Consider the following 13,500-nt stretch of genomic DNA (forward strand, 5'->3'; position numbering starts at 1 on the left):
CTCCTTAACTGCCAATTTGACGGGTCATGAATGTAGTTTCAATTGGCAACTTAGCAGCAGCCAATTTGAAAGCTTCGCGAGCCAACTCTTCGCTCACGCCATCCATCTCGTACAACATTTTGCCTGGCTGAATTTGAGCGATGTAGTAATCAACACTACCTTTACCATTACCCATACGCACTTCAGCTGGTTTTTTAGAGATTGGTTGGTCAGGAAACACACGGATCCAAACGCGACCACCACGTTTAATGTGACGAGTCATCACACGACGGGCAGCTTCAATCTGGCGTGCGGTCAAACGACCACGACCAATCGCTTTTAAACCAAATTCACCAAAGCTTACCTTGTTACCAGTAGTCGCAATGCCTTTATTACGACCCTTTTGCATCTTGCGGTATTTCTGTCTAGCTGGTTGCAGCATCTTTAGCCCTCGGCTTTCTTACTTTTTTCTCTGGCTCAGCATCGGCAACCGCAGCATTAGCAGCAGCGTTGTCACCGAAAATCTCGCCTTTGAATACCCAAACTTTAATCCCGATAATACCGTAGGTGGTAGAAGCTTCTGCCACACCATAGTCGATATCAGCACGCAGTGTATGGAGAGGCACACGACCTTCGCGATACCACTCTGTACGTGCAATTTCGATACCGTTCAAACGACCGGAACTCATAATCTTGATGCCTTGTGCACCCAAACGCATTGCATTTTGCATGGCGCGTTTCATGGCACGACGGAACATCACACGCTTTTCCAATTGCTGAGCAATCGACTGTGCGATCAATGTAGCATCTAACTCTGGCTTACGCACTTCTTCAATGTTCAGGTGAACAGGCACGCCCATCAACCCTTGCAGAGTAGAACGTAAAGACTCGATGTCTTCACCTTTTTTACCAATCACAACACCTGGACGGGCACTGTGAATTGTAATTTTTGCGTTTTTAGCCGGACGCTCGATAATAATTTTGCTTACAGCAGCGCTTGCCAGTTTCTTGTTCAAGAACTCACGCACTTTGATGTCGCCTTGCAACATCGCAGGGAAGTTCTGGCTGTTAGAGTACCAACGTGAGGCCCAGTTTTTCTGAACGCTCAAACGGAACCCAATTGGATGAATTTTCTGTCCCATATTATTCCTTTGAGTCACCGACTGTCACATGAATATGACAGGTTGGCTTCGTAATACGACCAGCGCGACCTTTTGCACGTGCACGGATACGCTTCATCACCAAGCCTTTATCGACATAAATTGAAGTCACCTTCAACGTATCGATATCAGCACCATTGTTATGTTCAGCGTTAGCAATGGCTGACTCAACCACTTTTTTGATGATCTCAGCACCACGCTTGGGCGTGAATGCCAGGATATTCAGTGCTTGATCAACTTTTTTGCCACGCACAAGGTCAGCCACCAAACGCGCTTTTTGCGGAGAAAGGTGTACGCCTTTTAAAACTGCAGTCACTTGCATTATCAGCCCCTTACTTCTTCGCTTTTTTATCAGCCGCGTGACCCTTGAATGTGCGTGTCAACGCAAATTCACCGAGCTTGTGACCAACCATGTTTTCAGAAATCAACACAGGCACATGCTGTCTGCCGTTGTGCACTGCGATGGTTAAACCAATGAAATTTGGCAAAACTGTCGAGCGACGCGACCAAGTTTTGATTGGTTTGCGATCGCGACCCGCAACAGCGGTTTCGACTTTCTTCGCCAAATGTGCATCCACAAATGGACCTTTTTTAATAGAACGTGCCATAGCGATTACCTTACATTTCTCGGACGACGACTTACGCGCATGTTATCGGTACGCTTGTTCTTACGAGTACGATAACCCTTAGTTTTCTGACCCCATGGTGACACAGGGTTCATACCGGCAGCAGTACGGCCTTCACCACCACCGTGCGGGTGATCAACCGGGTTCATCACCACACCACGTACGGTTGGACGGATACCGCGCCAGCGCATCGCACCAGCTTTACCGATAGAACGCAATGAATGCTCTTCGTTACCCACTTCACCCAGGGTTGCCTTGCAATCCACGTGCACACGGCGAACTTCACCAGAGCGCAAACGTAACTGAGCATAAGAACCTTCACGTGCCAACAGCTGGACAGAAGTACCGGCTGAACGGGCGATTTGGGCACCTTTACCTGGCTGAATCTCGATGCAGTGAATGGTGCTACCAACTGGAATATTGCGCAGTGGCAAAGCATTACCAGCACGGATAGGCGCTTCAGAGCCGCTCAACAGTTGCGCACCGGCAGCGATGCCACGTGGCGCAATGATGTAACGACGCTCACCATCCGCGTAGCACAACAAAGCAATGTTTGCTGTACGGTTTGGATCGTATTCGATACGCTCAACAGTTGCAGGAATACCATCTTTGTTGCGACGGAAGTCGACAATACGGTAATGCTGCTTATGACCACCACCTTGATGACGAGTGGTAATACGGCCGTTATTGTTACGACCTGCGTTCTTGCTTTGACTTTCCAACAGCGGCGCGTAAGGCTTGCCTTTATGCAAATCTGGTGTAATGACTTTCAATACACCGCGACGACCGGGGGAAGTTGGTTTGACTTTAACTAATGCCATGTCTTCTCTCCTTATTCGCCAGCTGCGAAGTTAATTTCTTGACCTGGCTTCAAGCTCACATAAGCTTTTTTCCAGTCACTACGTTTACCCATGCGACGACCAGCGCGCTTCACTTTACCTGCGACATTAATCACAGACACAGAAGCGACTTCGACCTTGAACACCAATTCAACAGCAGCCTTAATTTCTGGCTTGGTCGCATCAGTACGCACTTTAAAAGCAATTTGCTGATGCTTGTCAGCAATGAATGTTGCTTTTTCAGTAATTTGTGGAGCCAAAATCACTTGCAACAAACGATCTTGTGTTTTTGTAGCTGCGGTAATCATGCCAAGATCTCCTCAAGTTTCTTCACAGCACCGGCTGTGACCAAAACGTTAGGGAAACGCACCAGACTTACTGGGTCAGCATATTGCGCTTCAACCACCAATACGTTTGGCAGGTTACGGGAAGACAAGTACAAATTCTCATCAAAACCATCAGTCAACAGCAAAACACCGCCATCGATGCCCAGAGCATTGATTTTCTGTACAAATTGTTTCGTTTTTGGCGTATCAACAGTGAAACTGTCTACCACCTTCAAACGGTCCTGACGCACCAGTTCAGACAAAATCGTCTGCATACCAGCACGGTAAGCCTTACGGTTCACCTTATGGCTATAGTTTTCGTTAGGGCTATTTGGGAATGCACGACCGCCTCCGCGCCAAATCGGGCTGGATGCCATACCGGCACGGGCGTTACCAGTACCTTTTTGTGCATACGGCTTGTGTGTCGTGTGGGCAACAGTAGCACGTGTTTTTTGAGCACGGGTTGCAGTACGAGCGTTTGCCATGTAGGCAACAACCACTTCATGCACCAATGACTCATTAAATTCACGACCGAACGTCACATCAGAGGCATCTACGCCTTTTTTAGCAACCTTGCCGTTTTGATCGATAAGTTTCAATTCCATTATTTAGCCCCTTTCGCTTTGATGGCTGGACGTACAACGACATTGCCACCTTTGGAGCCAGGCACGGAACCTTTAATCAACAACAGGTTACGCTCCACATCTACACGGACGATTTCCAGGTTTTGGGTTGTGACTTTAGCATCACCCAAATGACCAGGCATGCGCTTACCAGGGAATACTCGACCTGGATCCTGCGCCATACCGATAGAACCCGGTACATTGTGCGAACGTGAGTTACCGTGAGATGCACGGTTAGAGGAGAAGTTGTGACGCTTGATCGCACCGGCAAAACCTTTACCGATGGAAGTACCCGTCACATCAACCAACTGACCAACGGAGAAAATGTCTACAGTGACATTGCCACCCACTTGGAAGTTAGCCAATACATCTTCAGCCACATTGAATTCTTTAATACCAGCACCGGCAGCAACGCCAGCCTTGGCATAATGGCCAGTCAACGCTTTGTTGATACGGCTAGCACGACGCTCACCATAAGCAACCTGAAGGCCAGTATAACCATCAGTTGCGACTGTCTTTACTTGTGTCACGCGGTTAGGAATCACTTCCAGCACTGTTACAGGAACGCTTGCGCCTTCTTCTGTAAAAATGCGGGTCATGCCCACCTTGCGACCAATAAGCCCTAAGCTCATGATCAGTTCCTTATAATAGTTAAAGTGAACGATTACAATTGACCGTCCACCGAAGAGCGCGGATTATACCGAACTATTCTTGATTTGACAATAACCTTTTCTTTCGAAAAGGTTATTTCTAATGACAACTTTAAAAATTAAAGCTTGATTTCTACATCTACGCCAGCTGGCAAATCCAATTTCATCAATGCATCTACAGTCTTGTCTGTAGGATCAACGATATCCATCAAACGCTGATGGGTACGGATTTCAAACTGGTCACGGGAGGTTTTGTTCACGTGTGGTGAACGCAGAATGTCAAAGCGTTCGATACGTGTTGGCAATGGCACTGGACCTTTTACAACTGCACCAGTACGTTTCGCAGTATCCACAATTTCCAAAGCAGATTGGTCGATCAAACGATAGTCAAATGCTTTCAGACGGATACGAATTTTTTGAGCTGCCATGTTTTTTCCTTAAAAAGAGCAAAAAGCGGCAGGATACTCCTGCCGCTCATAAAAAGAATTACTCGATGATTTTGGCAACGACGCCAGCACCAACGGTACGACCACCTTCACGAATCGCGAAGCGCAGACCATCTTCCATCGCGATAGGCGCGATCAATGTCACAGTGATAGAGACGTTATCACCTGGCATCACCATTTCGGTACCTGCTGGCAATTCAACTGCACCAGTCACGTCAGTGGTACGGAAGTAGAACTGTGGACGGTAGCCGTTGAAGAATGGTGTATGACGACCACCTTCATCTTTACCCAACACGTAGATCTCAGCGGTGAACTTGGTGTGTGGTTTGATAGAACCGGATTTAGCCAGCACTTGACCACGCTCAACTTCTTCACGCTTGGTACCGCGCAGCAGTACGCCTACGTTGTCACCTGCTTGACCTTGGTCCAGCAGTTTACGGAACATTTCAACACCAGTACAGGTGGTTTTCAAGGTTGGCTTCAGGCCAACGATTTCGATTTCGTCACCGACTTTAACGATACCACGCTCAACACGGCCTGTTACTACAGTACCACGACCAGAGATAGAGAATACGTCTTCTACTGGCATCAGGAAGGTACCGTCGATGGCACGCTCTGGGGTTGGGATGTAGCTGTCCAATGCGTCAGCCAATGCGAAGATCGCTGGTTCGCCGATTTCTGATTGGTCGCCTTCAAGGGCCAATTTAGCAGAACCTTTGATGATTGGGGTGTCATCACCTGGGAAGTCATACTTGCTCAGCAAGTCACGCACTTCCATTTCAACCAGTTCCAACAACTCAGCGTCGTCAACCATGTCAGCTTTGTTCAGGAACACAACGATGTATGGTACGCCAACCTGACGGGCCAACAGGATGTGCTCACGTGTTTGTGGCATAGGGCCGTCAGCAGCGGAACATACCAGGATCGCGCCGTCCATCTGGGCAGCACCGGTAATCATGTTTTTAACGTAGTCGGCGTGGCCTGGGCAGTCAACGTGTGCGTAGTGACGGCTTGCAGTCTCGTACTCAACGTGTGCTGTGTTGATGGTAATACCACGTGCTTTTTCTTCTGGTGCCGCGTCAATTTGGTCGTAAGCTTTTGCTTCGCCACCAAATTTCTTGGTCAACACTGTGGTGATCGCCGCTGTCAATGTTGTCTTACCGTGGTCAACGTGACCAATCGTACCAACGTTCACGTGTGGCTTGGTACGTTCAAATTTGCCTTTTGCCATGATGTTTTTCCTTTAATTCAATACTTTAAAAATCAATTATTTTTTGTTGATGATTGCATCAGCAACGTTTTTCGGCGCATCTGCGTAGTGTTTGAATTCCATGCTGTAGGTTGCACGACCTTGTGACAAGGAACGCACGACAGTGGAGTAACCAAACATCTCTGACAGCGGCACTTCAGCTTTAATCGCTTTACCGCCACCAGGCATATCATCCATGCCCTGAATGATGCCACGACGAGATGACAAGTCACCCATCACATCACCCATGTACTCTTCAGGCGTTTCAACTTCAACCGCCATCATTGGCTCCAGCAAGACTGGATCTGCTTTACGCATACCATCTTTGAAACCGATAGAAGCAGCCATCTTGAACGCGTTTTCGTTCGAGTCAACGTCATGGTAGGAACCATCAAACAGGGTCACTTTTACGTCGACCACTGGGAAGCCTGCCAGAACACCTGCTGGAATCGTTTCACGCAACCCTTTATCTACTGCAGGGATAAATTCACGTGGCACAGTACCGCCTTTAATGGCATCCACGAACTCGTAACCTTTACCAGCCTCATTTGGCTCCATTTTGAGCCATACGTGACCGTACTGACCTTTACCACCGGACTGTTTAACGAATTTACCTTCAACCTCAACCGCTTTACGGATCGCTTCACGGTAAGCCACTTGTGGCGCACCTACGTTGGCTTCAACGTTGAATTCACGCTTCATACGGTCAACCAGAATCTCCAGGTGCAATTCACCCATACCGGAAATAATGGTTTGGCCAGACTCTTCGTCGGAACGCACGCGGAAAGAAGGGTCTTCTTGTGCCAAACGACCCAATGCCAAGCCCATTTTTTCCTGATCGCTCTTGGTTTTTGGCTCAACAGCCACGTGAATCACTGGCTCAGGGAATACCATGCGTTCAAGGATGATAGGCTTGTCTGGAGAGCACAGAGATTCACCTGTGGTCACTTCTTTCAAACCGATACAGGCTGCAATGTCGCCTGCCAACACTTCATCCACTTCTTCACGGTTATTCGCATGCATCTGAACGATACGACCGATACGCTCTTTTTTACCCTTCACAGAGTTGAGTACGGTATCACCCTTGTTCAACACACCAGAGTAAACACGGATAAAAGTCAACTGACCGACAAACGGGTCTGTCATCAATTTAAATGCCAGCGCAGAGAACCCCTCTTTGTCATCGGCTTTACGGCTGGCTGGTTTGCCATCATCATCTTCACCGGTCACATCAGGAATATCTACTGGAGATGGCAGGAACTGAATCACCGCATCCAGCATACGTTGCACGCCTTTGTTTTTAAAGGCAGAACCGCACAGCATCGGCTGAATTTCACCCGCAATGGTACGCGTACGCAGACCAAACACGATGTCCTTCTCTTCCAGATCACCGTTTTCCAGGTATTTGTTCATCAGATCTTCGCTGGCTTCAGCCGCAGATTCAACCATCTGCTCGCGCCATTTTTTAGCAGTCTCAACCAGATCAGCCGGAATCTCACCGTAAGTAAATTTCATGCCTTGAGAAGCCTCATCCCAGATAATGGCTTTCATTTTCATGAGATCAACGACGCCAGTGAAAGTATCTTCACGGCCAATTGGGATCACCACAGGCACTGGGCTTGCGCGCAGACGCGTTTTCATCTGCTCAACCACTTTGAAGAAGTCGGCACCAGAACGGTCCATTTTGTTCACAAAGGCCAAGCGAGGCACTTTGTATTTGTTGGCCTGACGCCAAACAGTTTCAGATTGTGGTTGCACACCACCTACCGCACAGTACACCATGCAGGCGCCATCCAGCACACGCATGGAACGCTCAACTTCAATCGTGAAGTCTACGTGCCCAGGGGTATCAATAATGTTGAATCGATGCTCAGGCAAAGACAGGTCCATGCCTTTCCAGAAACAGGTGGTCGCAGCGGAAGTAATGGTAATCCCACGCTCCTGCTCTTGTTCCATCCAGTCCATGGTCGCTGCACCATCGTGCACCTCACCAATTTTATGGTTCACACCAGTGTAGAACAGAATACGTTCTGTCGTGGTTGTTTTACCTGCGTCAATGTGCGCAGAAATACCAATATTACGGTAGCGTTCAATAGGGGTTTTACGTGCCACGATGCTTTACCTTTGCTATCAATTCAACTAATTATTAAAGAACGAGGTCGTTTAATTAAAAACGGAAGTGTGAGAAAGCCTTGTTGGCTTCTGCCATACGATGAACTTCTTCACGCTTCTTCATTGCGGCGCCGCGGCCTTCTGAGGCTTCAAGCAACTCAGCAGCCAGACGCAAGCCCATGGACTTTTCGCCACGCTTGCGCGCTGCATCACGCAACCAACGCATTGCCAAGGCGCTACGACGGCTAGGACGCACTTCAACAGGCACCTGATAGTTAGCACCACCGACACGACGGCTTTTCACTTCAACGATAGGGCGCAGATTGTTCAACGCTGTGGTGAATAATTCCAGCGGATCTTTGCCACTCTTGCTGGCTACTTGATCAAATGCACCGTAAACAATACGCTCAGCAACAGATTTCTTACCACCTGTCATCAGTACGTTTACGAATTTGGATACTTCCTGGCTACCAAATTTTGGATCCGGCAAGATATTACGTTTGGGAACTTCTCTACGTCTAGGCATAACTATTCTCTTTCAATTAAATTTTGCTAGCTACAACACTGCAAGGCATTTCAGCCGCTATTAAAAATTGGACCAATGTCCGAAACCAACTTAACAAATTAAGCTTTAGCTTCTTTAGGACGTTTAGCACCGTATTTGGAACGTGACTGTTTACGATCTTTCACACCAGCCGTATCCAAGCTACCGCGCACCATGTGGTAACGCACACCTGGCAAGTCTTTTACACGACCACCGCGAATCAGTACCACAGAGTGCTCTTGCAGGTTATGGCCTTCACCGCCGATGTAGCTAATGACTTCGTAACCGTTAGTCAGGCGCACTTTGGCAACCTTACGCAACGCGGAGTTTGGCTTTTTAGGAGTAGTGGTGTACACACGGGTACATACACCACGCTTTTGTGGGCAGGATTCCAGGGCTGGAACCTTGCTCTTGGTTACCACTTTAACGCGTGGTTTACGTACTAACTGATTAATGGTTGGCATTGCCTTAACCTCTTCACCTTAAAAAATCCACCAACTGAGCAGGAAACTCAGGACTGGCGGCATATCAACAATAACACCTTATTGAGACAATAAGGCTATTCTGAGAAACCCAGCATTTTAATAAACGAGTCAAGGGGTGTCAAGCATTATTCATACTTGGACACCCCTTGTTTATTGCCCGGCCTGACGACCGGAAAAGCCTAAAATTACTCGGTCGCGTTGTCGTCCGTTGCGGTTTCTTCAACCACTTCTTCTGGTGCAAACATCGCTTCAGCGGCCAACATCGCCTCTGAAGGCTCAGCAACATTTGGCGTCAACGACGCGATTGCTGCACGCTTGCGAGACTCGTGATACGCCAAACCGGTACCGGCTGGAATCAGACGGCCGACAATCACGTTTTCTTTCAAGCCACGCAGATCGTCGCGTTTGCCCAAGATCGCAGCCTCGGTCAACACTCTTGTCGTTTCCTGGAAGGATGCGGCAGAGATGAAGGAGTCCGTAGACAGCGATGCCTTGGTAATCCCCAGCAATACGTACTCGAAAGTTGCGGGACGTTTGTTTTCGGCAATGACGCGTTCGTTTTCAGTCAACAAGTCTGCACGTTCTACCTGCTCACCCGGGATGAAGCTGGTATCTCCGGCATCTTGCACTTTCACACGGCGCAACATCTGACGCACAATCACTTCAATGTGCTTGTCGTTAATCTTCACGCCCTGCAAACGATAAACGTCTTGTACTTCGTCAATGATGTAACGTGCCAGTGCCTCACGACCTTGCAGACGCAAGATGTCTTGCGGATCTGCCGGGCCGTCGACAATCGTTTCACCCTTGGTGACCACTTGACCATCGTGCGCGGTCACGTGCTTGTCCTTGGCAATCAGGAACTCGCTGGTAATACCGTCCAGGTCAGTAATGACCAGACGCTGCTTACCCTTGGTGTCCTTACCAAATGACACAGTACCGGTCACTTCTGCCAGCATGCCGGCATCTTTGGGTGAACGCGCTTCGAACAGTTCAGCCACACGTGGCAGACCCCCGGTAATATCCCGTGTTTTGGAGGATTCTTGCGGGATACGTGCCAGCACTTCACCCACACCCACTTCCTGACCATCTTTCACGGTAATGATACAACCCAGCTGGAAGGTGACGTTTACCGGCGTTTCAGTACCGGCAATTTTCACTTCCACACCATTTGCATCCAGCAATTTCACCTGTGGACGCAAGCCTTTAGTCGAGCCCGCTCTTTGTTTAGGATCAATCACCACCAGTGAGGACAAGCCAGTGACTTCATCCACCTGCTTAGCAACCGTGACGCCTTCTTCAACGTTCTCGAACTTCACGCGCCCCGCATACTCGGTAATAATCGGACGAGTATGTGGATCCCAAGTCGCCAAGGCCTGACCCGCTTTAACCGTCTTACCATCATTGATGGTCAGCGTCGCACCGTAAGGCACTTTATGACGCTCACGCTCACGGCCATTGTCGTCAGAAATCACAACCTCACCGTTACGGGAAATCACGATCTGCTCACCACGTGAGTTGGTCACGTAACGCATGGTAGAAGTGAAGCCAGCCGTACCGTTAGACTTGCTCTCTACTTGTGACACAGAAGCTGCACGGGATACCGCACCACCAATGTGGAATGTACGCATGGTCAACTGTGTACCAGGCTCACCGATGGACTGTGCCGCAATCACGCCGACAGACTCGCCGATACTGATCAGCTTGCCACGACCCAGGTCACGACCGTAGCACTTGGCGCAGATACCGTAACGCGTGTCGCAAGTCAGGGCAGTACGCACTTTGACTTCATCAATGCCCAAGGCATCAATTTTCTCGACTTCGTCTTCACCCAGTAAAGTACCGGCTGCGAATACCACTTCCTGTGTTTCAGGATGCAAGATATCCAGAGCAGAGGTACGGCCTAGGATACGGTCATGCAAGGGCTCAACTACTTCACCGCCTTTAACCAGCGCCTTGGTGACCAAGCCTTCGGTGGTGCCACAATCCGTCTCGGTCACAACCAAGTCTTGTGTCACGTCTACCAGACGGCGTGTCAGGTAACCGGAGTTCGCTGTTTTCAGCGCCGTATCGGCCAGACCCTTACGCGCACCGTGGGTTGAAATAAAGTATTGCAACACGTTCAAGCCATCACGGAAGTTCGCCTTGATCGGCGTTTCAATAATGGAACCATCTGGTTTCGCCATCAGGCCACGCATACCAGCCAGCTGACGTACCTGCGCTGCAGAACCCCGCGCACCGGAGTCGGCCATCATGTAAATCGCGTTAAAGGATTCCTGACGGACAGCTTTACCGTCTTTGGTGACCACGTTGCCGTCAGCGTCCTTGACATCTTCTTCGCGCAACTGCTTCATCATGGCCTCAGCCACTTTGTCACCGGCACGACCCCAGATGTCGACCACCTTGTTGTAACGCTCACCCTGTGTCACCAGACCGGACACATACTGGTCTTCGATCTCTTTCACTTCAGCATCGGCAGCCGCAATCAATTGCTCTTTCTCTGGTGGCACCAACATGTCATTGATGCTGATAGAGATACCGGCTTTGGTCGCGTATGAGTAACCGGTGTACATCAGTTTATCCGCGAAGATCACGGTTTCACGGATGCCCACCTTACGGAAGCTGGCGTTGATCAGGCGTGAAATTTCTTTTTTCTTCAGTGCCTTGTCAATGTAGCTGTATGGCATGCCTGGTGGCAGAATTTCAGACAGCAAAGCACGGCCAACGGTGGTGTTATACCGATTGAATTTCTCGGTTTTGTGACCGGTCACATCCATCTCGAACTCACGGATACGCACCGTAATCTTGGCGTGCAAATCGATCAGCCCCTGGTCGTACACACGTTGTACTTCCTTGATGTCACTGAAGATCATACCTTCGCCACGTGCAGCCACTTTTTCGCGAGTCATGTAGTACAGACCCAACACAATATCCTGCGAAGGCACAATGATAGGCTCGCCGTTGGCTGGAGACAGTACGTTGTTGGAAGCCAACATCAAGGTGCGGGCTTCCATCTGTGCTTCCAGACTCAATGGAACGTGTACCGCCATCTGGTCACCGTCAAAGTCGGCGTTAAAGGCTGAACACACCAATGGGTGCAACTGGATCGCTTTACCTTCGATCAATACTGGCTCAAATGCCTGGATACCCAAACGGTGCAAGGTAGGCGCACGGTTCAACAACACCGGATGCTCGCGGATCACGTCCTCGAGGATATCCCAGACTTCTGGTCCTTCCTCTTCCACTTTCTTCTTGGCCGCTTTAATGGTGGTTGCCAGACCTAACACTTCCAGCTTGTGGAAAATGAAAGGCTTGAACAATTCCAGCGCCATTTTCTTAGGCAAACCGCACTGATGCAGTTTCAACTGCGGACCAACCACAATCACGGAACGGCCGGAGTAGTCCACACGTTTACCCAACAGGTTTTGACGGAAACGACCGCCTTTACCTTTGATCATGTCAGCCAGTGATTTGAGCGGACGCTTGTTGGCGCCGGTCATGACTTTACCGCGACGACCGTTATCCAGCAGAGAGTCAACAGCCTCTTGCAACATACGTTTTTCGTTACGGACGATGATTTCAGGCGCTTTCAACTCTAACAAACGCTTCAAGCGGTTGTTACGGTTGATCACACGGCGATACAGGTCGTTCAAATCTGAGGTCGCAAAGCGGCCGCCATCCAATGGGACCAATGGACGCAGCTCTGGTGGCAACACTGGCAAGATTTCCAGGATCATCCACTCTGGCTTGATGCCGGATTTCTGGAACGCTTCCAGCACTTTCAGACGCTTGGCGATCTTCTTGATCTTGGCTTCAGAGCTGGTCGCGGACAGTTCGCTACGCAATGTTTCAATCTCGCGCTCAATGTCCATGGTGCGCAACAATTCACGCACGGCTTCAGCACCCATCACGGCGTTGAATTCGTCACCGTATTCTTCCACCTTGGCCAGATAGTCATCTTCAGTCAGCAACTGACCACGGGTCAGCGGCGTCATGCCTGGGTCAATCACGATGAATGCTTCAAAGTACAGCACACGTTCGATGTCGCGCAAAGCGATATCCAGCACCATACCCAAACGGCTAGGCAAGGATTTCAGGAACCAGATGTGGGCCACGGGTGAAGCCAGCTCGATGTGACCCATGCGTTCACGACGCACTTTGCTCAGTGTGACTTCAACGCCACATTTTTCACAAATCACACCGCGGTGTTTCAAACGCTTGTATTTACCGCACAAGCACTCGTAATCTTTGATCGGGCCAAAGATTTTGGAGCAGAACAAACCGTCCCGCTCAGGTTTGAAGGTACGGTAGTTGATGGTTTCTGGCTTTTTCACTTCGCCATAGGACCATGAACGGATTTTTTCAGGTGAAGCCAGCGCGATCTTGATCGCGTCGAACTCTTCTTCTTGCGTAACCTGTTTAAATAAATCTAATAACGCTTTCATAGAGACTCTCCTAATG

At 49.4% G+C, this 13,500-nt stretch carries 14 protein-coding genes; all 14 read right to left on the minus strand.

Annotation, left to right across the window (positions count from 1 at the left end):
- Nucleotides 1-4: 4 nt before the first annotated feature.
- The 14 genes from rplP to rpoC all read right to left on the minus strand — a co-directional run bounded on the left by rplP (nucleotide 5) and on the right by rpoC (nucleotide 13,484).
- Nucleotides 5-421: a 50S ribosomal protein L16 gene (rplP, locus tag ACT53D_RS08855; protein ID WP_055827127.1), complete on the minus strand. Its 417-nt coding sequence runs from the start codon at nucleotides 419-421 to the stop codon at nucleotides 5-7.
- Nucleotides 405-1,121 carry a 30S ribosomal protein S3 gene (rpsC, locus tag ACT53D_RS08860; protein WP_194748730.1) on the minus strand — a complete coding sequence of 239 codons (717 nt, stop codon included), beginning with the start codon at nucleotides 1,119-1,121 and terminating at the stop codon, nucleotides 405-407. Before rpsC ends, rplP begins: the two co-directional genes overlap by 17 nt.
- Before the next feature lies 1 nt (nucleotide 1,122).
- A complete protein-coding gene (gene rplV, locus ACT53D_RS08865; RefSeq protein ID WP_194748731.1) occupies nucleotides 1,123-1,461 on the minus strand; it encodes a 50S ribosomal protein L22 in 339 nt (112 codons plus the stop codon).
- Between the two features lie 10 nt (nucleotides 1,462-1,471).
- Nucleotides 1,472-1,747: a 30S ribosomal protein S19 gene (gene rpsS / locus ACT53D_RS08870; protein ID WP_018986275.1), complete on the minus strand. Its 276-nt coding sequence runs from the start codon at nucleotides 1,745-1,747 to the stop codon at nucleotides 1,472-1,474.
- Between the two features lie 5 nt (nucleotides 1,748-1,752).
- Nucleotides 1,753-2,586, minus strand: coding sequence for a 50S ribosomal protein L2 (gene rplB / locus ACT53D_RS08875; protein WP_194748732.1), 834 nt, complete (start codon nucleotides 2,584-2,586; stop codon nucleotides 1,753-1,755).
- Nucleotides 2,587-2,597: 11 nt separating this feature from the next.
- Nucleotides 2,598-2,912: a 50S ribosomal protein L23 gene (gene rplW, locus ACT53D_RS08880; RefSeq protein ID WP_018986277.1), complete on the minus strand. Its 315-nt coding sequence runs from the start codon at nucleotides 2,910-2,912 to the stop codon at nucleotides 2,598-2,600.
- Nucleotides 2,909-3,535: a 50S ribosomal protein L4 gene (gene rplD / locus ACT53D_RS08885; protein ID WP_194748733.1), complete on the minus strand. Its 627-nt coding sequence runs from the start codon at nucleotides 3,533-3,535 to the stop codon at nucleotides 2,909-2,911. The genes rplW and rplD overlap by 4 nt, the downstream gene beginning before the upstream one ends.
- Complete coding sequence (gene rplC / locus ACT53D_RS08890) at nucleotides 3,535-4,185, minus strand: 50S ribosomal protein L3 (RefSeq protein ID WP_049637763.1); 651 nt, start codon at nucleotides 4,183-4,185, stop codon at nucleotides 3,535-3,537. The genes rplD and rplC overlap by 1 nt, the downstream gene beginning before the upstream one ends.
- A gap of 137 nt (nucleotides 4,186-4,322) precedes the next feature.
- Nucleotides 4,323-4,631, minus strand: coding sequence for a 30S ribosomal protein S10 (rpsJ, locus tag ACT53D_RS08895; RefSeq protein WP_018986280.1), 309 nt, complete (start codon nucleotides 4,629-4,631; stop codon nucleotides 4,323-4,325).
- A gap of 58 nt (nucleotides 4,632-4,689) precedes the next feature.
- A complete protein-coding gene (tuf, locus tag ACT53D_RS08900; RefSeq protein WP_194748734.1) occupies nucleotides 4,690-5,880 on the minus strand; it encodes an elongation factor Tu in 1,191 nt (396 codons plus the stop codon).
- Between the two features lie 36 nt (nucleotides 5,881-5,916).
- Nucleotides 5,917-8,010 carry an elongation factor G gene (fusA, locus tag ACT53D_RS08905; protein WP_194748735.1) on the minus strand — a complete coding sequence of 698 codons (2,094 nt, stop codon included), beginning with the start codon at nucleotides 8,008-8,010 and terminating at the stop codon, nucleotides 5,917-5,919.
- Nucleotides 8,011-8,065: 55 nt separating this feature from the next.
- Nucleotides 8,066-8,536 (minus strand): 30S ribosomal protein S7, encoded by a 471-nt coding sequence (gene rpsG / locus ACT53D_RS08910; protein ID WP_194748736.1) that lies wholly within the window; start codon nucleotides 8,534-8,536, stop codon nucleotides 8,066-8,068.
- A 98-nt stretch (nucleotides 8,537-8,634) separates the two neighbouring features.
- Complete coding sequence (gene rpsL, locus ACT53D_RS08915; protein ID WP_194748737.1) at nucleotides 8,635-9,018, minus strand: 30S ribosomal protein S12; 384 nt, start codon at nucleotides 9,016-9,018, stop codon at nucleotides 8,635-8,637.
- Nucleotides 9,019-9,224: 206 nt separating this feature from the next.
- Nucleotides 9,225-13,484 (minus strand): DNA-directed RNA polymerase subunit beta', encoded by a 4,260-nt coding sequence (gene rpoC / locus ACT53D_RS08920; RefSeq protein WP_194748738.1) that lies wholly within the window; start codon nucleotides 13,482-13,484, stop codon nucleotides 9,225-9,227.
- Nucleotides 13,485-13,500 lie beyond the last annotated feature (16 nt).

The organism is Methylophilus sp. DMC16 (assembly GCF_056314045.1).

Excerpts from the sequence above, each read along its gene's own strand:
- rplP (WP_055827127.1), bottom strand. The coding sequence starts at position 421 with ATGCTGCAACCAGCTAGACAGAAATACCGCAAGATGCAAAAGGGTCGT.
- rpsC (WP_194748730.1), bottom strand. The coding sequence starts at position 1,121 with ATGGGACAGAAAATTCATCCAATTGGGTTCCGTTTGAGCGTTCAGAAA.
- rplV (WP_194748731.1), bottom strand. The coding sequence starts at position 1,461 with ATGCAAGTGACTGCAGTTTTAAAAGGCGTACACCTTTCTCCGCAAAAA.
- rpsS (WP_018986275.1), bottom strand. The coding sequence starts at position 1,747 with ATGGCACGTTCTATTAAAAAAGGTCCATTTGTGGATGCACATTTGGCG.
- rplB (WP_194748732.1), bottom strand. The coding sequence starts at position 2,586 with ATGGCATTAGTTAAAGTCAAACCAACTTCCCCCGGTCGTCGCGGTGTA.
- rplW (WP_018986277.1), bottom strand. The coding sequence starts at position 2,912 with ATGATTACCGCAGCTACAAAAACACAAGATCGTTTGTTGCAAGTGATT.
- rplD (WP_194748733.1), bottom strand. The coding sequence starts at position 3,535 with ATGGAATTGAAACTTATCGATCAAAACGGCAAGGTTGCTAAAAAAGGC.
- rplC (WP_049637763.1), bottom strand. The coding sequence starts at position 4,185 with ATGAGCTTAGGGCTTATTGGTCGCAAGGTGGGCATGACCCGCATTTTT.
- rpsJ (WP_018986280.1), bottom strand. The coding sequence starts at position 4,631 with ATGGCAGCTCAAAAAATTCGTATCCGTCTGAAAGCATTTGACTATCGT.
- tuf (WP_194748734.1), bottom strand. The coding sequence starts at position 5,880 with ATGGCAAAAGGCAAATTTGAACGTACCAAGCCACACGTGAACGTTGGT.
- rpsG (WP_194748736.1), bottom strand. The coding sequence starts at position 8,536 with ATGCCTAGACGTAGAGAAGTTCCCAAACGTAATATCTTGCCGGATCCA.
- rpsL (WP_194748737.1), bottom strand. The coding sequence starts at position 9,018 with ATGCCAACCATTAATCAGTTAGTACGTAAACCACGCGTTAAAGTGGTA.
- rpoC (WP_194748738.1), bottom strand. The coding sequence starts at position 13,484 with ATGAAAGCGTTATTAGATTTATTTAAACAGGTTACGCAAGAAGAAGAG.